Origin of the sequence: Nocardioides sp. QY071 (assembly GCF_029961765.1) — a bacterium.
Taxonomy (GTDB): domain Bacteria; phylum Actinomycetota; class Actinomycetes; order Propionibacteriales; family Nocardioidaceae; genus Nocardioides.
On record NZ_CP124681.1, the window covers coordinates 305430 to 326946 of the forward strand.

A 21517-nucleotide genomic window follows, 5' to 3' on the forward strand; every position below is an offset into this window, starting at 1 on the left:
CCCCTGGCCTGACCTGGAGACCGTCATGTCCGTTTCGTCGCTCGCGTTGGCCCAGACGCTGCTGAACGGCGCCCTGCTGGGGTGCCTGTTCGGGAGCATCGCCCTGGGCCTCAGCGTGAAGTGGGGCCACCTGGGGGTGGCCGACTTCTTCCACCTCTCCCTCACCCTGCTGGGTGCCTATGTCACCTACAGCCTGGTCTCGGAGCAGCTCTGGGACCCGTTCCTCACCCTCGTCGTGACGGTCCCGGTCTTCTTCGTCATCGGCGTCGTCCTCCAGTGGATCTTCCTGGTCCTCAGGGCCGAGGCGTTCACGTCACTGCTCATCACCTTCGCGCTGTTCATCGTGACGGAGAGCGCGGTCTCGATGATCTGGAGTCCGGACCTGCTCAACCTGCGCCCGATGCTCGCCGACAGCTTCACCACCAGCATCCGGCTGCCCGAGCCGCTTCCCCAGCTGGCGATCCAGCCGGTCGACCTGCTCGCCCTTGTGTGTGCCGTACTGATGGTCGGCGTCTCCGCCTTCGCCCTGGGCCGCACCCGCTCGGGTCGCGCGGTCCAGGCCATGCGCCAGGACGGCGAGATCGCCCAGACCCTGGGTGTCCGGGTCGTGCCGCTGACGCTCGCGGTCTCGGGTCTGGCCGCCGCGACCGCCGCGGTGGCCGGGATGGTCGTCGCCCTGCGGATGCCGCTGAGTCCCTCGCTCCCGTTGCAGTGGATCGGCGTCGTCGTGGTCGCCACCATGCTCGGTGGCCTCGGACGCCCCGTCGGCGCGCTGCTCGCCGCCGTCGCGGTGATGATGATCCAGAACGCCTGGTCCCTGTGGTTCCCGCCGCAGTGGTCGCCGGCCGTCGCCTTCGGCGTCCTCTTCCTCTTCCTCGCCGCACAGCCGGCACTGCGCCTCGTTCGCGAGTCGATGACCGCCAGGAGGCTCGCATGAACGCGCGTGTGGACCGCGCCCTCGCCGGCAACGTCGGCGCGATCGTGGCATGCACCCTGCTCGCCGTCGCGCTGGTCCCGACCCTCGGGTCCGACTACGTGATCGCCTTCGGGTTCCAGTTCGTCACCTGGATCGCGCTCGCGCTGAGCTGGAGCCTGTTCTCCGGCAACTCCGGCTACGCCAGCTTCGGGCACGGCGTGTTCTTCGGCATCGGCACCTACGCGACGGCGGCCGTGCTCCGGCACAGCGACGCCCCGTTCGTGGTGGCGCTCGTGGCCGCCGGCCTGTCGGCCGCGGTGCTCGCCGTCGTGGTCGGCCTCGCGGTCTTCTCCTCACCTCGGTTCGCCGGCGACCTGTTCGGCCTGATCACGCTGGCCATGGCGTTCATCGTGATCACCGTCGTGTCCAACCTCGCCTTCCTCGACGGCGGCACCGGCGTCTTCGTCCGGGAGCAGGCCGTCGGCTCCTGGATCGGGTCGTCGACCGGCCACCTGTTCATCGTCGGGACGCTCATCGCCGCGGGGACGGCGCTCGTCGGCCTCGTCGCCGCGAGCTCGCGATGGGGTGCCGCGCTCCGCTCGATCCGCGACGACGAGGCGGTGGCGGAGTCCCTCGGCGTACCGACCTACCGCTACAAGGTCTGGACCTTCGCCGCCAGCGCCGGTCTCGCCGGTCTCGCCGGTGCTCCCCAGGCGATCTTCCTGGGGTACGTCGAGGTGGGCGCGGTGTTCACCCTGAACATCCCGCTGCTGGTCATCATGATGACGATCCTGGGCGGCATCACCCGCTGGTGGGGGCCGCTCGTCGGCGCCGCCTCGGTGGTCGTGGTCCGTGAGCTGCTCCTCGACATCGGCTCGCCCGAGCTGTCGCAGATCATCCTGGGCGCCGTCTTCGTCCTGGTGATCGCGCTGCTGCCCCACGGCATCTCCGGATCGATCCCCAACCTGCTGCGCCGCAAGGCGCCCGCCACTGGAGGTGTGCACCGATGAGCCTGCTGCGCTGCACGGGCGTCACGAAGAGGTTCGGTGGCGTCACCGCCCTCGCCGAGGTCGACCTCGAGGTCCGGCAGGGCGAGATCGTGGGACTGGTCGGCCCCAACGGGTCGGGCAAGACCACCCTGCTGAGCACGATCGCCGGCTCGCTGCCGGTCACCGCCGGCACGATCGAGTTCACCGGACGCGACATCACCCGGTCAACGCCGCACCGACGTGCCCACGCCGGGATCTCGCGCACCTTCCAGGTGCCCCGCCCCCTGGCCTCGTTCACCGTCGAGGAGAACGTCGCGACCGGCTGCATGTTCGGGCGTGACTCGATGGGCCGCACCGCGGCCCTGGCCCGGGCGCGCGAGGTGCTGAGCATGGTCGGCCTGGCGGACCACGCCGGCAGCCAGGTCGGGAAGCTGACCCTGCACGAGCGGAAGTTCCTCGAGATCGCCCGCGCGATCGCGCTGGACCCTCAGCTGATCCTGCTCGACGAGGTCCTCGGCGGGCTCAACCCGAGCGAGGCCGCCCTCGGCATGGACCTGATCGCGTCCCTGCGCGAGCGGGGGATGTCCGTGATCTACATCGAGCACAACGTGCGAGCCGTCTCGACCCTCGCCGACCGGATGTACGTCCTCAACCAGGGCCGGAACCTGGCCGACGGACTACCGGCCGACGTGCTCGACGACGCGCGCGTGGTCGAGGCCTACCTGGGAGGTCCGGTCGATGCTTGAGGTCAAGGACCTGGTGGTCAACTACGGCGAGGCGGCCGCGCTGCGGGGAGTCGACCTCTCCGTCAGCGCCGGCGCCACGGTCTCCCTGATCGGCGCCAACGGCGCCGGCAAGAGCACGCTCGTCAAGGCGCTCATGGGCATGCAGCCGGTGACGTCGGGGACGATCACGCTCGACGGCGAGGACATCACGCGCCGCTCGGCCGCGGACCGGCCCCGGCTCGGGATGGCGATCGTCCCCGAGGGGCGCCGGCTCTTCAAGGAGATGTCCGTCAAGGACAACCTCCGTCTCGGGCTGCACGACGCCGCCGCCCGCAAGCGCAGCGTCGGTGGGCTGGACCTCGCGTACGACCTGTTCCCCATCCTGCGCAAGCGTTCGCGGCAGCTGTGCGGCACCATGTCCGGCGGCGAGCAGCAGATGGTCGCCCTGGGCCGGGCACTGGTGTCGCGGCCGCGACTGCTCATCCTCGACGAGCCCTCGCTCGGGCTGGCACCGATCGTCGTCGCCCAGGTCTTCGAGGTGATCGAGACCGTCGTCCAGCAGGACGTCACGGTGCTCCTGGCCGAGCAGAACATGCACCGTGCGCTCGGCCTCTCCGACCATGGCTACGTGCTGGCGGACGGATCGGTGGTCCTCGAGGGCGCGGGCAGCGAGCTGCTCCGGTCCGACCGCGTCCGTACGGCGTACCTGGGGGAGTCGTGAGCGCCCCGCACGTGCTCCTCGGCAGGGTGCCGTGGACCAGCGCCGGCCCGGTCACCGACGAGCAGCGCGCCTTCGTCGACACCGTCGCCGAGCGGTGGGGGGACGCCGGGCTGGGCGTCTCTCCGGTCGACGCCCAGGGGCGGCTCTCCGGCCCCTTCGACCTGATGGCCGCGTCGCCGGTGGTGGGGGCCGCGGTGCTGGCCCTCGCGAGCAGCTTCCGCGACGGGCAGCTGAGCCCGGCCGAGCGCGAGGTGGCGATCCTCGCCGTCGCCGACCTCGACGACAGCCCCTACATGCGCGCCGGACACGAGCCACTCCTCCGCGCGGCCGGGGTGGAGCGCATCCCGGCGGAGGGACCGTGCGCCGTCGTCCACGACGTCGCGGTCGAGCTGTGTCGTACCGGCGACCTCTGCGACGCCACCTTCGAGCGGGCCGTCGCCGAGCTCGGCTGGCCACGGCTGCAGGAGGTCGTCTGGCTGGTCGGTCATTACCGCTCGCTGGCCACCGCGCAGCGCGTCGCGAGGATCCCCGACCCGACGGCGCAGGGCGGGTGATCGCGATGTCCACGGACCTCGTGCTGCGCGACCTGCTCGGTCCCGCACTGGCGCGCCACGCCGCCCGGCCCGCGATCGTCACGGATGCACGCACCTGGACGTACGCCGACCTCGACGTCGCCGCCCGCTCCCTGGCGGCCGCGCTGCAGGCGAACGGCGTGACGCCGGGGACCGCGGTGGCGCTGATCCTCCCGAACGGCGCCGAGTACGTCGTCGCCGACCTGGCCGTCGCCCTGCTGGGAGCGGCCAAGGTGCCGCTCAACCTGATGCTGTCCGACGACGAGCAGGCGTACATGTTGACCGACTCCCGGGCCGTGGTGTGCGTGGTGACGCACGACCGGCTCGCGTCGGTGGAGCTCGCCCGCGATCGCGGAGCGGACCCGTTCGCGATCGTCGTGGGCGGCCCGGACGACGGGTGGCACGCGGCGCTCGCCACCGCACCGCTTCCGGAGCTGCCGCCCGTGCCGTCCGACGCGGCGGCGCTGATCATGTACACCGGCGGCACCACCGGCCTCCCCAAGGGCGTCGTCCACCAGCAGCGCGGCCTGGCGATGAACCTGGTCTCGCACCTCGTCGAGATGGAGCTGACCGCCGAGGACGTCCTGCTGCTCACCTCGCCTCTGCCGCACAGCGCCGGATTCCTGCTGCAGGCCGCTCTCGCCAAGGGCGCCCGCACCATGCTCGAGGACCGCTTCGACGTCGAGCAGGTCCTGGACCGGGTCGAGCGCGACGGGGTCAGCTACCTGTTCCTGGTGCCGACCATGATCTACCGGCTCCTCGACGCCGTCGTGGCCCGCGACTCCTTCGACGCCAGCGCGCTGCGCACCATCCTGTACGGCGCCGCGCCGATCACGCCCGACCGGCTCGAGCAGGGGCTCGCCCTGTTCGGCCCGGTGTTCGTGCAGCTCTACGCCCAGTCGGAGGCGCCGAACTTCCTCACCCGGCTGCGGCGCGACGACCACCGTGCCGACGGTGCGGGCGCGGGACGCCTCACCAGCTGTGGCCAGTCGGTGCTGATGGCCGAGGTGCGCGTGGTCCGGGAGGACGGGACCCCCTGCGACCCGGACGAGGTCGGGGAGGTGACCGCGCGGTCGCCGTACACGATGCAGGGCTATCTCGACCGGCCGGTCGAGACGGCGGAAGCGCTGCGGGACGGCTGGCTGCACACCGGCGACCTCGGCTTCCTGACCGCGGACGGCTACCTGCACCTCGTCGACCGCAAGAAGGACATGATCATCACCGGCGGGCTCAACGTCTACTCCAGCGAGGTCGAGCAGGTGCTCGCCCGACTGGCCGGGGTCAAGAGCGTCGCCGTCGCCGGGATCCCGCACCCCGATTGGGGCGAGGCCGTCGTCGCCTTCGTCGTCCCGGCCGACGCCGACGTCACCCGGGAGTCGATCCTCGCCGCCGCGCGGGCCGAGCTCACGACGTACAAGCGACCCAAGGACGTGGTCCTGGTCGACACGCTGCCGACGACCGCCGTCGGCAAGGTGGACAAGAAGGCCCTCCGGGCCCGGATGAGAAACGGAGACGACTCATGAAGTTCGCGACCTACACGGACGGCTCGGGTGCGGCACACGCCGCGGTGCTGCAGGACGGCCTGCTTTACACCGTGCCCGGCGCGGAGAGCGTCGGCGACCTGATCGGCGACGGGCTCGACGGCCTGCTCGCGCACGGCCGGGCCGCGCTGGAGGGCTCGACCCCGGTGCCGGTCGACTCGGTGCGCCTCGAGGCGCCGCTGCGCCCGCCGTCGATGCGGGACTCCATGTGCTTCCACGAGCACATCACCAACTGCATGGGCACGGTGGACCCGCTGCACCACAGGTTCCCGGCGTTCTACCTCTCCAACCACGCGGCGGTGCTGGGCCCCAGCGACGACGCGCCGATCTCGCCGGGATGCGAGGAGTTCGACTACGAGCTCGAGGTGGCCGCCGTCATCGGCCGTCCCGGCTCCAACATCCGGCCCGAGGACGCCCGCGACCACATCGTCGGCTACACGACCTACATCGACTGGAGCGCCCGGGACCTGCAGTTCGAGGAGATGACGTTGCGGCTCGGTCCCGCCAAGGGCAAGGACGGCGCCACCACCCTGGGCCCGGTGCTCGTCTCCGCCGACGAGCTCGAGCCGCTGCGCTCGGGCAAGGGATTCGACGTCGCCATGTCCGTCGCGATCGACGGGAAGCCCATCAGTGCCGGGAACTGGTCGACGATCGACTGGTCCTTCGACGACGTCGTGGCCTACACGTCGCGGGGCACGCACCTGGTCACCGGCGACGTGCTCGGGTCCGGCACGGTCGGCAAGGGCTGCCTGTTCGAGCAGCGCGCCCTCGACCCCGACGGCTTCCGCGGCTGGCTCCGCGAGGGCGAGGTGGTCACCTTCGAGGTCGACCTGATCGGGCGGATGGACATCCGGGTCGCGGCGCCCCTTCCGCGCCACCCGCTGAGCTCGGGCCACTGAGACCGACGAGAGAGGCGACACCCATGGCGACCGACGTCCCCTACACCCGCGGCCGGCACCAGCTCAGTGAGCATTGCCACGCCTGGCTCGTCCCTGACGGGACCTGGGGCTGGAGCAATGCCGGCCTCGTGGTCGGCGACGGAGCATCGCTCCTCGTCGACACGCTCTTCGACCTGGCGATGACCCGGGAGATGCTCGACGGACTGGCTCCGTTGACCGACCGGAGCCCGATCCGCCACGTAGTCAACACCCACTCCAACGGCGACCACTGGTTCGGCAACGAGCTCGTCGCCGGCGCGGAGATCATCGCGTCCGAGGAGACCGTCGCCGAGATGGCGAGTGCGGGTCCCGACCTGATCCTGGGCGCTCTCGGCCTTCCCGGACCGACCGGCGAGTTCGTCCGGCACATCTTCGCCCCCTTCGAGTTCGGCGACATCACCGCAACGCCCGCGACGCGGACCTTCTCCGACACGCTCGACCTGGACGTCGGCGGCCTGGACGTGCAGGTGATCAAGCTCGGGCCTGCCCACACCGAGGGGGACAGCGTCGTCTTCGTCCCGTCGGAGCGCGTGCTCTACGCCGGTGACCTGCTCTTCATCGGCGGTACGCCGATCACCTGGGCGGGCCCGATCGGGAACTGGGTCGCCGCCTGCGACCGGATGCTCGCGCTCGAGCCGGTCGCCGTCGTCCCCGGCCACGGGCCGGTGATCGCGCCGGAGCGGATCCACGAGGTGCGCGACTACCTGCTGTTCGTGCAGGAGGAGGCCAGGGTCCGCTTCGACAAGGGCATGTCGGCCGAGGACGCGATGCGGGACATCGCGCTCGGCCGGTTCGACGCCCTCGACGAGAAGGGCCGGCTCGCCCAGAACGTGCTGGCCGTCTACTACGACCTCGACCCCACCCTGGAGCGCGTCGGCACGATCGAGGTCTTCCACCGGATCGCGGAGCTCGAGGGGTGGCGCTGATGGCCTCGCCGCTCGTCCTCGGCTGGAGCCACACCGCCTTCGGCAAGCACCCCGACGCCACCCTCGAGTCGCTCGTCGTCGACGCGGGACGCGCCGCGCTCGACGACGCCGATGTGGCTCCGGACCAGGTCGACCTCGTGGTGGTCGGTCACTTCAACGCCGGCATGCATCCGCTCGGCTTCCCGTCGTCGCTCCCGCTCCAGATCGACGACGGCCTGTTCGGCGTCCCAGCGCTGCGCACCGAGAACGCCTGCGCCTCCGGCTCGGCCGCGGTCCACACGGGCCTCGCCCACCTGCTCGCCGGGCGGGCGCGCACGGTGCTGGTCGTCGGCGTGGAGAAGATGACCGGCATCCCCGCCGAGACGGTCGGCTCCGCCCTGCTGGGCGCCGACTACGACCTGGCCGGCGGCGAGTCCAGCACCGGCTTCGCGGGGATCTTCGCTGAGGTCGCGCTGGAGTACGAGCGCCGGTACGGGCCCGTCGGGGACACCCTTGGCGCGATCGCCGCGAAGAGCCACCGGCTCGGCGCGGCCAACCCCTTCGCCCACCTGCGCAAGGAGCTCGACGAGGAGTTCTGCTCGACCACCTCGGACCGCAACCCGATGGTCGCGCCGCCCCTTCGTCGTACCGACTGCTCGCCGGTCTCCGACGGCGCCGCCGCGCTGGTTCTCGGCCTCGAGCCCACCTCGTCGCGCCATGACGCGGTGCGGGTGGCCGGCTGGGGCTTCGCGAACGACCACCTGCCGGGGGCCCGCCGGGACCCGCTGGCCTTCGCCGCCACGGAGCTCGCCTGGCAGCGCGCGATGACGGACGCCGGCGTGACGACCGGCGACCTCGATGTCGTCGAGCTGCATGACTGCTTCACCATCGCCGAGCTCCAGATGTACGAGGTGCTCGGCCTGGCGCCGCGTGGCCAGGGGCGGCGTGCCCTCGCCGACGGCGTCGTCCTGCCGGACGGCACGCTGCCCGTCAACCCGTCCGGAGGCCTGAAGTCGAAGGGCCACCCGGTGGGCGCGACCGGCGTCTCGCAGCACGTCTCGATCGCCATGCAGCTCACCGGGACCTTCCCGGGTGTGCAGATCGCCGGCGCCCGGCTCGGTGCGGTGCACAACATGGGCGGCCTCGCGGTCGCCAACCACGTCACGGTCCTCGCGGCCCGATGAGCCCCGAGCGGCCGACGACGGACCTCGGGTGCAGCGACGTCGAGCGCCGATCTGCGTCGAGCGCGTCGGCGCCGATCAGCTCGCGGACCGGTCGAGGCGGCGGAGATCCCGTTCTCTCCGCGTGAAGTGACCCAGCAGGTCATCGCCCGTGGTGGTGGGCCCGGCCGAGGCCCCGGGCCCCCACCACGTGGCCGCCGAGGTAGCCGGCGACGGCCGCGCCGAGCGCAGCGGTGACGTGCAGTGCGACCGGCAGGACCACGCCCCTGCGCCGGCGCTCCTCCTCGCGGACCGAGTCCATGGCCGTCGTCCAGTACGCCACGGCCGGGTCGACGGCGGCTGCCTTCTGGGTGAGCGTGGCCAGCGCCGTGGGAGCGAGCGAGGAGTTCATGGCCGGGCGGTACCCGGAACCGGTCGCGCGAGACGTCAGGCGATCGCCAGCACGCCGACCAGCGACACCGTCGCGACCACCAGCGTCGACACCATGCCCAGCGCGAGCGGGCGGCCACCGCTGTGCAGCAGCTTGCCGAGGTGGACGCCGGTGCCGAGCGCGAACAGCGCGGCAGCCAGCGTGATCGTCTGCAGCGTGCTGATCACGTCGAGGAACCCCGCCGGCACGAGGCCGCTGGTGCGCAGCAGCACGCAGGCCAGGAAGCCGAGCACGAACAGCGGCACGATCGGCGGTCGGCCGGCACTGGCGCCGTCGCACGCCGGCTGGGTACGACGCCGGGTCGCGCTCACCACCGCGACGACGGGCGCGAGCAGCAGGACCCGGGTCAGCTTGACGACGACGGCCAGCGCGACGGCCGTGGCGCCGGCGGGTCCGGCCGCGGCGACCACCTGGCCGACCTCGTGCACGCTGGCGCCGGCCCAGATGCCGAGCTGGCGGTCCGAGAGGCCGAGAGGCGCCTGCAGCAGGGGGATCGCGATCATCGCGAGGGTGCCGCAGATCGTCACCATGGTGATCGCGGTCGCGACGTCGTCCTCGTCGCCGTCGGCGGTGCGCTCCATGCCGGCGATCGCCGAGGCGCCGCAGATCGAGAAGCCGGTGGCGATGAGCAGGCTGCGGGCGGGCCCGACCTTCATCCTCAGGCCGAGCCACCAGGTGAGGACCAGCGTGCTGACCAGCGTCGTCACGACCAGTGCGATCACCGGGGTGCCGAGGGCGCCGATCGCGGTCAGCGACAGCGAGAACCCGAGCAGCACGACGCCGGCACGGAGCAGCTTCCTGACCGCGATCCGCAGACCCGGCTGGGTCGCGATCGGGATCAGGTCGAGGTTCGCGACCACCGCGCCGATGAGCACAGCCCAGGTCAGCACGCCCACCGACGGCAGGAGGTGGTGGCCGGCGTACGCCACGACCACCCCACCGCCCGTCAGGACGAGGCCCGGCAGCAGCACGGATCGCTGCGTACGCCGGGCGCTCGTCGTCGTAGGGACCGGAACCGTTCTCGTGGCCATGTGCCCAACCCTCGTGGCGTGGGGCAGGCTTCGGTAGTGAGCAGCTGGGCATCACGTCATACGGAGAACGCATGAGCACCACCCGACGACCGGACCTCGACGACCTCGAGGTGCTCGCCCTCGTGGCGCGGACCGGGAGCATCGGCCAGGCCGCGCAGGAGCTGCGGCTCTCGCAGCCGAGCGTGTCGCGGCGGATGCTCGCGCTCGAACGCCGGCTCGGCGTGACCTTGCTGCGCCGCACCAAGCAGGGCACGACGCTGACCCCGCACGGCAGGCTGGTCGTCGACTGGGCCGGTGAGCTGCTCGATGCCGCCGAGCGGTTCACCCGGTCCGTCGCCACGCTGCGCGCCGAGGGCGAGCTGGTCGTCCGCGCGGCCGTGTCGATGACCATCGCCGAGCACTACGCACCGGCCTGGCTGGCGCGGTTGCACGCCGGAGCGCCCGACCTGCAGGTCTCGCTGAGCGTCGCCAACTCCACCGAGGTCGAGCGACTGGTCCGCACCGGCGCGGCCGAGCTGGGGTTCGTCGAGGTGCCGACGGTGCCCGACGGGCTGCGCCACCAGCAGGTCGGCGCCGACCGGCTCGTGGTCGCCGTCGCACCCGGTCACCCGTGGGCCGACCGGACCGAGCCGGTCGGTGCGGCCGAGCTCGCCGTCGGGGGCGTCCTGGTGCGCGAGGAGGGCTCCGGCACCCGGGTCACCCTGGAGGAGGCACTGGAGCGTGAGGGCCACACCCTGGTCCCGGGTCTCGTGATGGCGTCCAACAACGGCCTCACCCACGCGGCCATCGCCGGGATGGGCCCGGTCGCGCTGTCGGAGCGGGCGCTCGAGGCCGACCTCGAGCTCGGCGAGCTGCGCGCCGTACCGCTCGACGGGGTCTTCCTGCTGCGCCCGCTCACCGCGATCTGGTCGGCCGAGGCGAGACTGTCGGCCGCCGCCGTACGCTTGCTCGAGAGCGCCGATCAGGCTTTCGCCCGGCCGCACCACCCCTGACCCGAGGAGTCGTCATGCCCGAAGCCGTCATCGTCTCGACCGCCCGCTCGCCGATCGGCCGTGCCGGCAAGGGCTCGCTGAAGGACATGCGTCCCGACGAGCTGGCCGTGCAGATGGTGCAGGCCGCGCTGGCGAAGGTGCCCGGCCTGGACCCGGCCGAGATCACCGACCTGATCCTCGGTGTGGGCCAGCCGGCCGGTGAGGCGGGCAACAACCTGGGCCGCGCGGTCGCCGTGCTGTCCGGGATGGACCGCCTGCCCGGCGTGACGGTCAACCGCTACTGCTCGTCGTCGCTGCAGACCACCCGGATGGCGTTCCACGCGATCAAGGCCGGCGAGGGCGACGCGTTCATCTCCGCCGGCGTGGAGACCGTGAGCCGGTTCTTCAACGGCTGGTCGGACAACCCCGAGGGCCAGAACCCCGCGTTCGCCGACGCGCAGGCGGTGACCGACAAGCGGGCCCAGGGCGGCGCGGAGACGTGGGTCGACCCGCGCACCTCCGGTGAGCTGCCGGACCTCTACATCGCGATGGGCCAGACCGCCGAGAACGTCGCGCAGGTCCTCGGCATGTCGCGCGAGGAGCAGGACGTGTTCGCGGTCCGCAGCCAGAACCTCACCGAGCAGCGGATCGGTGAGGGCTTCTGGGCCCGCGAGATCACCCCGGTCACCTGCCCGACGGCACGACCGTCACCGCGGACGACGGCCCCCGTGCCGGTACGACGCTGGAGGCGGTCTCCGGTCTCAAGCCGGTGTTCCGCCCCGACGGGACGGTGACGGCGGGCAACGCATGCCCGCTCAACGACGGCGCCGCGGCGCTGGTGATCATGTCCGACACCCGTGCCAAGGAGCTGGGCCTGACCCCGCTCGCGCGGATCGTGTCGACCGCGGTGACCGGACTCTCGCCCGAGATCATGGGCCTCGGCCCGGTCGAGGCGATCCCCGCCGCGCTGAAGAACGCCGGCATGTCGTTGGGTGACATCGACCTGTTCGAGATCAACGAGGCGTTCGCGGTGCAGTCGCTGGGATCGGCGCAGCAGCTCGGGATCGACGTCGACAAGCTCAACGTCAACGGTGGTGCGATCGCGGTCGGTCACCCGTTCGGCATGACGGGAGCGCGGATCACCGCGACGCTGATCAACTCGCTGCAGTGGCACGACAAGCAGTTCGGTGTCGAGTCGATGTGCGTGGGTGGTGGCCAGGGCATGGCCATGGTCCTCGAGCGGCTCAGCTGAGTCACTCCCCGGTCAGGCGCGGGCGAGCTCCTCGTCGAGGATCGTGGTGATCCGGTCGCGCTCGTGGCGCAGCCCGAGGGGCTCGAGCCAGTCGAGCAGGGTGGCGCGGAAGAGCTGCCCGGACTCGATGACCCGCGGGTCGCAGTGGCCGGTCGACTCGAGCGTGACGACGCCGTACAGCGCCGACCACGCCCGCATGTAGATCCACAGCAGGCCACGTTCCTCGGGCGGGATGTGGTCGGCCTTGGCCGGGATCAGCGGGTCGAGCACGGCGTCGCGGATGACCGGGTCGAGGTCGTCGAGGGCCGGGTACGGGAACTGGTAGAGCTCCCAGATCTGCCACAGCAGGTCGGTGAAGTAGTGGCCCGACGTCGACAGGGTGAGCAGGTCGCGGCGATCGGTGTCGGCCTCGGCGACCGGGTTGGCGAACACGAGGGCGAACTCCCGCGGCTTCGCCAGCGCCCACTGCCGGAAGCGCGCACAGGCCACGGCCAGGCGTGCGGCCGGGTCGTCCTCCGGGAACCGGGCGGCGGCCTCGGCCCATTCGGCAGTCGCCGCCTTGTCGAGCTCGAAGGCGACGAGGTCGACGAGCTGCTGATAGCTCGCGACGTACCTGTACAGCGCTGGTGCGGTCATCCCCATCCCCGCGGCGACCGCCCGCAACGACAGGTCCGCTCCCTCGTCGAGCAGGCGGGCGGCGACCTCGACGATCTCGTCGTAGGTCGCCTCACGCTGACGTTCCCGGCGGCTGGGTGCGCGGAGGTGCGGCACAGGACTCCTCGAGATGGCCCGGATCACCGGGGTGAACACTTGACGACGAAAGTTTACACCGTTTACGGTTAACAGTGTTCACGAGACTGATAGAGGTTCACGCTGGCCTCCGGGAGGAGTCGACATGATCGAGCGATGGGGCGCCCTGGTCGTGCGCCGTGCGGTCGCGGTGCTGCTGGTCGGGCTCGGTGTGACCGCGCTCGCTGCGGTCGCGGGTGTCGGGCTGGAGGACAAGCTGTCCGCCGGTGGCTTCGACGACCCCGGCACGGAGTCGGCCCGCGAGCTCGCGCTCGAGCGCTCCACCTTCGGGAACCGCTCGATCGACGCCATCGTGATCTTCTCCAGCGACGAGGAGGAGGCCGCGGACCCGTCGTTCCAGGCCGAGGTGCAGCGCACGGTCGCGGCCATCCCGCAGGACAGCGTGGTCTCGGTGCTCACCTGGTACGACGTCCAGGACCCGGCCATGGTCAGCAAGGACGGTCACGCGACCGCGGTCTACGTCTCCCTCGCCGGGGACAGCCAGAACGACTTCATCGACTCCTTCGACGAGATGCGCCCGGCCGTCGAGAAGAGCTCGCTGCACACCGAGCTCGCCGGCCCGTACGCCGTCTACACCGACGTCAACGAGGAGACGAAGTCCGACCTGCTCCGCGCCGAGCTGGTGTCGATGCCGATCGTGCTGATCCTGTCGCTCATCATCTTCCGCAGCGTCGTCGCGGCCCTGATGCCGCTCCTGGTCGGCCTGGTCGCGGTCCTCGGTGCCCGGGCGACGATCGCCGGTCTCAACCACCTGGTCGACGTGTCGATCTTCGCGCCCAACATCATCACCCTGCTCGGGCTCGGCCTGGCGATCGACTACGCCCTCTTCGTGGTCTCCCGGTTCCGCGAGGAGATCGCCCGCGACCCCGACGACACCCGCGGAGCCGTGGTGCGCACCATGGCCACCGCCGGTCGCACCGTCGCGTTCTCGGCCCTGACCGTCGCCGCGGCGATGAGCTCGCTGCTGGTGTTCCCGCAGACGTTCCTCAAGTCGATCGGGTACGGCGGGATCGCGGCCGTGCTGATCGCGATGGTGGCCGCGCTCACCGTGCTGCCCGCGGTGCTGGCGCTGCTCGGCACCCGGATCGACGCGATCCGGATCCCGTTCCTGCAGCGGGCGACGCCGGTCGAGACCGGCCACGGCGCCTGGGCCCGGCTGGCCCGCGCCGTGATGCGGCGTCCGGTCGTCGTCGCCACCGCCGTCGTGGTGGTCCTGCTCGCCGTGGCCTCGCCCTTCCTCGGCGTGAAGTGGGGCAGCGTCGACTACCGCGTGCTGCCCTCGGACGCCCCGTCCCACCTGGCCTCCGAACGCCTCAACAGCGACTTCGGCCCGGAGCGCTCGACCGCCAACATCTTGGTGAGCGGTGCCGACGAGGCAGGCGTGGCGTCGTACACCCAGGCCCTGGAGCGGGTCGACGGGGTCGTCGACGTCCGGCCGGTGGCGAGCGAGGGCGAGACCACGCTGCTGCGCGCCGCGTGGGAGGGCAACAGCCAGACCGACCACTCCCAGCAGGTGGTCCGCGACCTGCGCGCCGTGGCCGCGCCGGACGGGTCCGAGGCCCTCGTCGGCGGCCTGACCGCCGACACCGTCGACCTCGCGGGCTCGGTCGGCGACCACCTGCCGCTGATGGGACTGATCGTCGTCGGCGTCATGCTGGTGCTGCTGTTCCTGGCGTTCGGCTCGGTGGTGCTGCCGCTGAAGGCGGTGCTGATGAACGGCTTCTCGATCACCGCCTCGTTCGGCGTGGTGACGTGGATCTTCAGCGACGGCCACCTCGCCGAGCTGCTCGGCTTCACGCCGCAGGGCTTCCTCGACCTCACCAACCCGATCGTGATGCTCGCGGTGCTGTTCGGCCTGTCGATGGACTACGAGGTGTTCCTCCTCTCCCGGGTCCGCGAGCAGTGGGACGCGACCGGCGACAACGACCTCGCCGTCCAGACCGGCGTGCAGAAGACCGGCAGGATCATCACCAGTGCCGCACTCCTGCTCGCCGTCGTGATCGGTGCGTTCAGCCTCAGCGGCGTGGTGTTCATGAAGATGCTCGGCCTCGGCATGCTGGTCGCGATCCTGGTCGACGCGACCGTCGTGCGCGCGCTGCTGGTCCCGGCCACCATGAAGCTCCTCGGCCGCTGGAACTGGTGGGCGCCGGCCCCGCTCGCCCGCTGGTGGGAGCGGCACGGGTTCCGCGAGGGCGGCGACGTACCGCCCACCTCGACGGACCGGGTGCTGGTCCAGGGAGGGCATCGGCATACGTAAAGTACGTCGCATTCCGGACCCGTCGTGCCGGACCCCTGCGGATAATCGCCACCGTGAGACGGGGGATCATCCGGGTAGGTGCCATCGACAACCACCCCGTGGTGCTGCTGGGGCTCGGCGCCGCGTTCGCCGAGACCGCCCCCGACATGGGCCTCGTGGCGATCGCGGGCTCGGCCGAGGAGCTGCTGGCGCGGGCGCCCGACGGGCTCGACGTCGTCCTGCTCGACATGCGGATCCCCGGGCAGCCACCGGCTGACGAGACGGTGGCGACCCTGGTCGCGCACGGGCTGGTCGTGGTGCTGTTCACCGCCGAGGAGCGACCGGTGCCCGTACGCCGCGCGATCGACGCCGGCGCCGCGGGCCTGATCCTCAAGGTCGACCCGGTCGAGTCGATCGCCCAGTCGATCCGCGACGCCGTCGCGGGCGAGCTGGCCTGCTCGAGCCAGCTCGCGACGATGCTGCTGTCCGACGAGGACGTCGGTGCCCGGCTCTCGCCGCGCCAGATCGAGATCCTCCGCGCGGTCAGCGCCGGCCTGCCCTACCGCCTCGTCGCCCGCCAGCTCGGGATCGGCGAGGTCACCGTCCGCGAGCACCTCGCCCGCGCCGCCCGGGCCTACCGCGAGGGCGGCGTCGAGACGGGCAACGTGCACGGCCTGATCAGCCGGGCAAGGGCTGACGGTCACCTCGAGGGCTGAGCCTGCCCCTCGACCTCGACCTCGACCTCGAGCTCGCCGGGCGGCCCGGTGAGCAGCGTCGCGTCGGGGTCGAAGGTCGCGACCCAGGTCCGCGGAAGTGCGGCGGTGACGGCATCGGCGGCGGCCGCCGCAACCGCGGGGACGACGACCAGGCTGGTCTGCAGGGCGGTCCCGGACAGCGTCACCCGGCCGGCGGCGACGGCCCGTAGCACCGCGACCGCGCTGGCCAGGGTCGCGCTCGCGGCCAGGTCCTGGTGGAGGGTGACGACGACCTGCGCACCGGTACGGCGCAGCTGGTGCAGCTCCTCGCGCAGGGCCAGGTGACCGGGGCCGGGCAGGTAGAGGCAGTCGCGCACGGAGTGGGCCAGCACGGCGGCGCCGGCGGCGGTCTCGGTGCAGGCCGGCTTCGCGAGCGTGCGCTCGACCTCGGGCAGCAGTGGGCCGAGGAGCCCGCGGGCGGCGCTGCCGCGATCCCCGGCGGGTGCGGCGCTGATGCCCGCGAGGACGAGCCCGGCCCGGCGACACACGCCGATGATCACGGCGACGAAGAAGGTGTTGAGCGGCTGGACGAAGAGCAGGTGCGGGAGTTCGGCGACCGGCAGGCCAGCCTGCAGGGCGACAACGGTGATCGCGACGCCGTTCGGCACGAGGAGCAGGGCCACCACCCGCAGCGAGGCGGTCCACGCGAGGACCATGGCGGGCAGCGCGGTGAACTCGACGATCCACGACTCCAGCCCGCCGAGACCGCCGACCGACACCGTGGGCAGGACCAGGGCGAGTACGGCGGCGGGCGCCAGGCCGCCCACGACGAGGGTCCCGGCCGAGACCGGTCCGCGGTCGATGCGCTGGGCGAGTCCGGCGACCAGGACCGCGACGACGGCGGCGCCGGCCCAGGTGGCGGGCTGACGAACGCCGTCGACGGCGAGCAGCAGCCCGGACACGGCGTACCCCGCCACGAGGATCCCGCACACCCGCAGCGCCGTCCTCCCGGGCCGGCCGACGGCGGCGCGGGCGAACGTGTCGGTATCGGGGGAGAGGCCGAGGAGGCGGGCGACCCGGTGGGCCCGCCAGCCGAGGGTGACGACCGTGCCCGCTCCCGGCGTGCTCGTGACCAGGGCGGTGCCGCCAGCGGCCTCGACCCGCCCGGTGACCGCCACCCGCAGTCCGACGCCCGGCGTCACCACGAAGCCGACGCCGTCGTCCTCCACCGTGAGCCGGACCCGGCCCGGGCGCTGGGTGAGTGTGATCGTCGCCCGGTGCTCGCCGCTGTGCCGGGCCACGTTGCGCAGGGCCTCCCGGACGGCGCCGACGAGCGCGTCGCGCACATCGTCCGGTACGGCGGTCCGCCGGCCCCGCACCACCAGGAGCACGTCGAGCCCGCTGCTGTCCGCGACCGTCCGCACCTGCGCGACCAGCTGCGCCCGGGACCAGGTCGGCGCCTGCGTCGTGAGCCCGTCCAGTGCGGCGGCCGCCGCAGCCAGGGTCGGCTCGGCGCGGGGCAGGCTCGCGACCGACAGCAGCGCCGGCACCAGGTCGTCGTGCACGAACGCCGTCGCCTCGACCTCGGCGCGGTCGTCCTCGGCCGCCAGCCGAGCACCCTCCGCGCGCAGCGCCTCCTCGGCCCGCGCCGAGGTACGCCGCATCAGGCCGACCAGCACGAACACCGCGAGCACGGTGCCGGTGATGAACGCGGCCTCCTGGACGCCGTAGTGCAGTGCCGTGGCGGTGCCGCCGGTCTCCCAGCGCAGCAGGACGTACAGGCCCGCCACAGCGAGGATCGTCGCGGCCGGCAGCCGCGCCGCCAGCACGAGCAGCATCGGCTCGACGAGGTGGATGATCGGCGAGTCCGCCGCGCCCGCCGGCGGCGTCGTCCCTTGGTGCAGCAGCGCTCCGGCGACCATCGCGAGCGTGCACAGCAGCACGTCGACGCGCCCGGGGCGTCCCAGCACGCAACGCACGCCGGCGGTGCCGACGCAGCCGACCACCGCCAGGGAGAGCAGCAGGTCGCGGGCGTCGTACGACGTGCGCTCGGTCAGCGCCGCGCCGAAGACCGTGGTCTTGGCGAGGATCACCACGCCGATGGCGATGTGGAGTCCGCGTTCGACGGACGCTGCGAAGTCGCGCGCCGGCCGCGTGATCCCCTCCACCCGTCGATGCTAGGGCGGCCGACGGGGTTCCGCTGGCGGATCGGACGTCCTCGGATCCGCTGGTTCCCCCCGGGTGCCAGGTGAAATCTCGACCGTTCGCGCCACCGTGGGGCCGGAGCAGCCCTACGGTGGCCTCGCTCAGAGCGGGAAGACACGATGGGGGACGTCTCGTGGGTCGACGGACCGCTGCACGCCGGACCCGGTGGGTCACCGGCGCTGCAGGGCTACTGGTCGTCGGCCTCCTGTGGGCGGCGCTGAGCCTGTCGCCGGTCCACCGCGTCCTCCGTGACGCGTCGATCACGCCCGTGCCGGGCTTCGTTCCGGGCGCGGTCGACGCGCTGGTGGCGGTCGTCAATGCCGTTCGTGACGTGTCGCCGTACGTCACCGTCGCCGCACTGGCCCTGTCGATCCTGTACGCCGTCGAGGGACGCACCTCGGAGCGCGGCCGGACGATCAACCGGCTCTCGCGGATCGAGTACGCCGGCATCGACCACCTGGACCGAACGCGGGGCGATCGGCGGGCAAGGGGCGAGGGTGTGCGCGCGTTCTTCAGCGGCACCGGCCTCGCGATCCTGGCCGTGGTCCTGGTCGGCGCCACGTCGGGCATCGAGCACGAGGTGACGAACGGGCCGCTCCGGCCGGTCGAGTCGCTGCAGGACTTCCTCGGCGTGGGGGACTCGGTGACCTACGTCCTCCAAGCACCGGATCTCACCTTCATGGACGACAGCTCGGTCCCGGAGGACCAGGTACGCCGGCTGGTCGCCGGCTCCTCGGCGGTCGTGGTCCCGTTCGGGAAGCACCTCTTCAACATCGATGAGACCTCGGCGCTCGAGGTCTCGGTGCCGGACGCGCTCTACGAGCGGGCGACGGGAGCGACCGGGGCGAGCAGCTGCGCCGACCGCACCGTGATCGTGGACGACACCGTCGGTGCGTCGGTGGGTGACAGCGTCCGGATCAACGGCGTCGCACTCACCGTCGCCGGCGTGCGGGAGGGCATCGCGCAGATGAACCGCAGCATCGCGATCCTCTCGGACTCGACCGTGCGTGAGTGCGTCCTGAAAGGCACGAGCACCGCCTACTTCGGGGCACTGGTCGCCACCGACGACGTCGACCGGGTCTCAGCTGACCTGGCCGGCGCGGGAGTCGATGCCGTGGCCGTGCCGGAGTCGACGTTCCGGGAGAACAACAGGGACTTCTGGCGCGCGAATGCGACGCCCCTGCTGCTGCAGCTGATCCTCTACATCGCGCTCTTCTCGGGCTTCGCTGCCGCGGGCGAGCGCCAGTCGTCCCTGCAACGGAACTCGCGCGAGATCGGCATGCTCAACGCCACCGGTGTCGACTTCGCGGCTCTTGCCGCGATCGAACGACGGCGAGCCCTGCGGGTGACGCTGACGGCCACGCTCGTGGCCGCACCGGTCATGGTGCCCGTCGCGGCAGCCTTCAACGCGAGCGAGCTCGGCGTCCACATCGGGATCGGGGCGACCGAGGTCGCGGTCGGCTTCAGCATCACGCTCCTGGCGATGCTCGTCGCGTCGCAACGCGCCCTGCGCCGGTTCCGGCGCACCCTCGACCTCCCGCTGGCGGTGAAGGGATGACGCCGGCTGTGCGAACTCGAGGTGTGACGAAGTCCTATCTCGGGACTCCCGTGCTCGTGGAGGTCGACGTCGAGGTGGCGGCCGGGTCCCTGACCGTGATCTCCGGCCCGTCAGGCTCGGGGAAGACGACCCTGCTCAACCTCGTGGCCGGCCTCGATCTGCCGGACGACGGCGAGATCGTCGTCGGTGGCACCGACGTCGTCGCGCTGCCTGCTCAGCAGCGTGAACGGTTCCGGGCACGTCACGGCCACGTGTTCCAGCGCTCCGGCCTTCTGGGCGGGCTCACGCTGAGGGAGAACATCGAGTCGCCCCACCTGCTGACGGGCCACCCGACCGACCCGGGTTGGGTCCGCCACCTCGTCGGATCGCTCGGGATCGCCGACGTGCTGGACAGCCGGGCCGGTCGGGTCTCCGGAGGCCAGGCACAGCGTGCCGCCCTGGTCCGTTGCCTGGCGCACCGCCCGGATGTCGTGTTCGCCGACGAGCCCACCGCATCCCTGGACACGGCCTCGAAGCACCTCATCCACGCCCTGTTGCGTGACATCAGCGAGCAGGAGGGCACGACCGTCCTCATGGTGTCCCATGACGAGATCTCGACGGGCTATGCCACCGCGCAGGTGCACCTGCTCGACGGCCGCATCCAGGACGGGGGGACCCCGTGACCGGAACCGACCGGGGCGCCGATGCCGGGCTGACCTCCCGCATGATCCGGTTCGCACACGCCGACCCGCACGCCGACCAGGACGCTGGACGGGTCCTGGCCGAGGTGCGCGAGCTCGAGGCGGTCGCCGCCGACTTCTACGGTGCCGATGCCGGCCACCGCCGCAAGCGCCTGAGCCGGATCGACCTCGAGAACCCTGCGACCGCCCGCCTTGTCGCCACGCATCCCTCCTTCTCCCACTGGATCTCGCAGGTCCCCACGGCGGCCGCCCTGCATCCGCTCTACGAGCCCGACGCGACGCACTATCCCTCGGGGGTCGCCGTGGACGACGAGATCAGGCAATGGTTCCGGAACCTGGCCGACGCCCGCGGCATCCGCTCGCGAGCGGCCGTGATGCAGCGCCTGCTCGTCGAGGCCACCGACGCGGCGCCCGGTGAGGTGCGGTGGCTGTCGCTCGCCTGCGGCGCGGCCCAACCCGTCTTCCGGGCGATGGAGCACCTCGTCGCGCTCGGGCGGCTCCCTCCACGCCCGACGCTCGCCGACCTCGACCGGGACGCGCTCCGCCTGGCGCAGAGGTACGCCGCCGACCGCGGCCTCCGGGCCGACACGGTCCGGGTGAACGTCCTCGACCGTCGGGGCTTCGACCGCCTGCCCACCTCCGTACCGGGCTGGCGTCGACGTACCGGCTGGCATGAGGCGTTCGACACCGTCGACGCGGTCGGGATCCTCGAGTACCTCAAGCCGGACGACTGGACCTACCGGTACGACGGGGTGGTCAGCACCCGGCGCAAGCAGGCCGGCGCCATCACCTTCCTACGCAATGCCTACGCCTGCGTCAGGCCGGGCGGTCTGCTCGTCACCGGCAACATGCTCGACACCCATCCCGAACTGGGCTTCACCATGGACGTCGTGCAGTGGCCGCACGTCCAGCCGCGGTCGGTCGAGGAGGTACTAGACATCGTCCGGGCGGCGGGGATCCTCGGCCACGTCGACGTCCACCTGCCAACGGACGGGGTCTACGCCGTCTACGCGATCCGGAAGCCCTGAGGCCCGCCGGCGGCCGCTGTCCTCCATTCCGCTGGTTCCGCCACGCCCGGAGGAGCCGGGAGAATCGTCTCCGGGTCGCACCGTGGGGGAGCGGCCCGGTCACGAGGAGCCGCGGCGCTCCGTCCCGCTCCGG

General features: G+C 72.1%; 19 protein-coding genes and 1 pseudogene. 16 read left to right on the plus strand and 4 right to left on the minus strand.

Annotation, left to right across the window (positions count from 1 at the left end; translation table 11 throughout):
* The first annotated feature begins 25 nt into the window (after positions 1-25).
* From QI633_RS01440 to QI633_RS01480, 9 genes are read left to right on the plus strand one after another with little or no spacing between them, the layout of a single operon-like run.
* Positions 26-937 carry a branched-chain amino acid ABC transporter permease gene (locus QI633_RS01440; protein ID WP_282427868.1) on the plus strand — a complete coding sequence of 304 codons (912 nt, stop codon included), beginning with the start codon at positions 26-28 and terminating at the stop codon, positions 935-937.
* Positions 934-1926, plus strand: a complete 993-nt coding sequence (locus tag QI633_RS01445; RefSeq protein WP_282427869.1) for a branched-chain amino acid ABC transporter permease — start codon at positions 934-936, stop codon at positions 1924-1926. Before QI633_RS01440 ends, QI633_RS01445 begins: the two co-directional genes overlap by 4 nt.
* On the plus strand, positions 1923-2651 hold the full coding sequence (locus QI633_RS01450) for an ABC transporter ATP-binding protein (RefSeq protein WP_282427870.1): 729 nt from the start codon (positions 1923-1925) through the stop codon (positions 2649-2651). The genes QI633_RS01445 and QI633_RS01450 overlap by 4 nt, the downstream gene beginning before the upstream one ends.
* A complete protein-coding gene (locus tag QI633_RS01455) occupies positions 2644-3351 on the plus strand; it encodes an ABC transporter ATP-binding protein (protein WP_282427871.1) in 708 nt (235 codons plus the stop codon). The genes QI633_RS01450 and QI633_RS01455 overlap by 8 nt, the downstream gene beginning before the upstream one ends.
* Positions 3348-3905, plus strand: coding sequence for a hypothetical protein (locus QI633_RS01460; protein WP_282427872.1), 558 nt, complete (start codon positions 3348-3350; stop codon positions 3903-3905). Before QI633_RS01455 ends, QI633_RS01460 begins: the two co-directional genes overlap by 4 nt.
* A 5-nt stretch (positions 3906-3910) precedes the next feature.
* Positions 3911-5446: an AMP-binding protein gene (locus tag QI633_RS01465; RefSeq protein ID WP_282427873.1), complete on the plus strand. Its 1536-nt coding sequence runs from the start codon at positions 3911-3913 to the stop codon at positions 5444-5446.
* Entirely contained in the window at positions 5443-6363 is a 921-nt protein-coding gene (locus QI633_RS01470; RefSeq protein ID WP_282427874.1) for a fumarylacetoacetate hydrolase family protein, read from the plus strand. The genes QI633_RS01465 and QI633_RS01470 overlap by 4 nt, the downstream gene beginning before the upstream one ends.
* 23 nt (positions 6364-6386) lie before the next feature.
* Positions 6387-7328 carry an MBL fold metallo-hydrolase gene (locus QI633_RS01475; RefSeq protein WP_282427875.1) on the plus strand — a complete coding sequence of 314 codons (942 nt, stop codon included), beginning with the start codon at positions 6387-6389 and terminating at the stop codon, positions 7326-7328.
* Positions 7328-8491: a thiolase domain-containing protein gene (locus tag QI633_RS01480; protein ID WP_282427876.1), complete on the plus strand. Its 1164-nt coding sequence runs from the start codon at positions 7328-7330 to the stop codon at positions 8489-8491. Before QI633_RS01475 ends, QI633_RS01480 begins: the two co-directional genes overlap by 1 nt.
* A 139-nt stretch (positions 8492-8630) precedes the next feature.
* On the opposite strand, the gene QI633_RS01485 is transcribed toward QI633_RS01480, so the two are convergent.
* Both QI633_RS01485 and QI633_RS01490 read right to left on the minus strand, forming a co-directional pair.
* Entirely contained in the window at positions 8631-8879 is a 249-nt protein-coding gene (locus tag QI633_RS01485) for a hypothetical protein (RefSeq protein WP_282427877.1), read from the minus strand.
* A gap of 35 nt (positions 8880-8914) precedes the next feature.
* Positions 8915-9949, minus strand: coding sequence for a putative sulfate exporter family transporter (locus QI633_RS01490; protein WP_282427878.1), 1035 nt, complete (start codon positions 9947-9949; stop codon positions 8915-8917).
* A 71-nt stretch (positions 9950-10020) separates the two neighbouring features.
* Between QI633_RS01490 and QI633_RS01495 the strand changes: the two genes are divergently transcribed.
* Together QI633_RS01495 and QI633_RS01500 are read left to right on the plus strand one after the other, a co-directional pair.
* Positions 10021-10941 carry a LysR family transcriptional regulator gene (locus QI633_RS01495; RefSeq protein ID WP_141800704.1) on the plus strand — a complete coding sequence of 307 codons (921 nt, stop codon included), beginning with the start codon at positions 10021-10023 and terminating at the stop codon, positions 10939-10941.
* A gap of 14 nt (positions 10942-10955) precedes the next feature.
* Positions 10956-12172: pseudogene (locus tag QI633_RS01500) on the plus strand (acetyl-CoA C-acetyltransferase).
* 12 nt (positions 12173-12184) lie between these two features.
* On the opposite strand, the gene QI633_RS01505 reads toward QI633_RS01500, so the two are convergent.
* Positions 12185-12943: a WHG domain-containing protein gene (locus QI633_RS01505; protein WP_141800702.1), complete on the minus strand. Its 759-nt coding sequence runs from the start codon at positions 12941-12943 to the stop codon at positions 12185-12187.
* 124 nt (positions 12944-13067) lie between these two features.
* Between QI633_RS01505 and QI633_RS01510 the strand changes: the two genes are divergently transcribed.
* Both QI633_RS01510 and QI633_RS01515 read left to right on the plus strand, forming a co-directional pair.
* The gene (locus QI633_RS01510; RefSeq protein WP_282427879.1) at positions 13068-15239 is read left to right on the plus strand and encodes an MMPL family transporter; all 2172 of its coding nucleotides are present in this window, start codon (positions 13068-13070) and stop codon (positions 15237-15239) included.
* 53 nt (positions 15240-15292) lie between these two features.
* Positions 15293-15934, plus strand: coding sequence for a response regulator transcription factor (locus QI633_RS01515; RefSeq protein ID WP_282427880.1), 642 nt, complete (start codon positions 15293-15295; stop codon positions 15932-15934).
* Here QI633_RS01515 and QI633_RS01520 read toward each other — a convergent pair.
* On the minus strand, positions 15919-18081 hold the full coding sequence (locus tag QI633_RS01520; RefSeq protein ID WP_282427881.1) for an ATP-binding protein: 2163 nt from the start codon (positions 18079-18081) through the stop codon (positions 15919-15921). The genes QI633_RS01515 and QI633_RS01520 overlap by 16 nt on opposite strands.
* A 170-nt stretch (positions 18082-18251) precedes the next feature.
* Here QI633_RS01520 and QI633_RS01525 point away from each other — a divergent pair, with 170 nt between their 5' ends.
* The 3 genes from QI633_RS01525 to QI633_RS01535 are packed head-to-tail and all read left to right on the plus strand — an operon-like array spanning position 18252 to position 21384.
* Positions 18252-19676 (plus strand): hypothetical protein, encoded by a 1425-nt coding sequence (locus tag QI633_RS01525; protein WP_282427882.1) that lies wholly within the window; start codon positions 18252-18254, stop codon positions 19674-19676.
* A 23-nt stretch (positions 19677-19699) separates the two neighbouring features.
* Entirely contained in the window at positions 19700-20338 is a 639-nt protein-coding gene (locus QI633_RS01530) for an ATP-binding cassette domain-containing protein (protein ID WP_282427883.1), read from the plus strand.
* Positions 20335-21384, plus strand: a complete 1050-nt coding sequence (locus QI633_RS01535; RefSeq protein ID WP_282427884.1) for a hypothetical protein — start codon at positions 20335-20337, stop codon at positions 21382-21384. The genes QI633_RS01530 and QI633_RS01535 overlap by 4 nt, the downstream gene beginning before the upstream one ends.
* Positions 21385-21517 lie beyond the last annotated feature (133 nt).